A 1,187-nucleotide genomic window follows, 5' to 3' on the forward strand; every position below is an offset into this window, starting at 1 on the left:
CTTATTCGAAAATGCTAACGCTTCCGATAGGCCATCCCTGGCCAACGAAAGCTAGCCTGACGTCCTGTCAGGCTCACGCTATTTTCTTCAACGTCCTCAAGTTCTGAGTTGAGTTTGTACATTTTTAAATCAAATCCAAGTCGTTTTTGCCCCAAAGTGCGTTACAACTATTATAATAAAGGGCTGTTTTTCGGATATTACACCTTAATACAGAATGTATACTTAAATTTTAATTATCTGAAGTTTCACTCAGTATTATTAACGCTTCAATAGCACTATCGATGTTTGCATATACCTTTACATGTTGAAATGGCAAATATTTAGGGAGTACCCGATTTATTGCATCTGACAAGCTTTTTTCTGTTAAAAACAAATCAAAGTATGGAAGGGCTGATGCAGCATGATGCATATCGAAAAAGTCGTTTATATTAATATTTTTATTTTGTGAGATAATCCAAGTGGCACAAATAGTAGAGAATGTGTTCATTGATGGAATAAGGTCATCTAGAGTATTTGCGCATTTTCTTTCAAACAAAATATTCATAATAGAATTAGCTTGATCAACAGTGTAATTTTCGACAGTGTTTGAGATGGCATTTAAAATATCACATTTATGTTCAATAATTTCCGATTTGAGTTCATGGACTAATATTTCATTAATCCTTCCACTTCTAGATTTTCTTCTATTTAGGATTTTTTGTGTGGGGTCAGGAAAGCTATTAACAAACTCAGAATTATGCTGTAAATGTTCAAGATAAGTTGCCAGGCCTATTGAATTATCAAAGTAAACATCCTGAACTTTATTGTCATATGTTCTATTTTGTTCACCTGTGTCAACTACAGTAAACTTTCCCCATCCATAGGCTACACAAGTCCAAATATGCTGAGAGCATAATTCCAAATTATGGCCTTTCATTCCTTCTGGATCTAGGAGGAATCTTAACATGAACTCAAATTCAACAACGACACGTTCGCGATAAGGTCGAATGGCAGTGTTTCTAGACAATAAGTATACTAAAGACAGCGTAGATTCTAGTGACTCAGGACTGGTTTGTTTTAAAAACTCTTCAAAATGTGACTCTGAAAAAGGGAAGATCATTTTTCCACTTTCAGCTAGATTCATGACTAAGTTATATAGACGAAGCTTTGCAGTATCGCTAGTTATTCCTCGATGAACATCCCTAAGA

At 34.9% G+C, this 1,187-nt stretch carries 1 protein-coding gene; it reads right to left on the reverse strand.

The window, feature by feature from the left end:
- Positions 1 to 229: 229 nt before the first annotated feature.
- The coding region (locus tag CXF78_RS01220) for a hypothetical protein (protein WP_219622046.1) at positions 230 to 1,187 on the reverse strand (958 nt) is incomplete at its 5' end.

Origin of the sequence: Shewanella sp. 11B5 (genome assembly GCF_002836795.1) — a bacterium.
GTDB lineage: Bacteria > Pseudomonadota > Gammaproteobacteria > Enterobacterales > Shewanellaceae > Shewanella > Shewanella frigidimarina.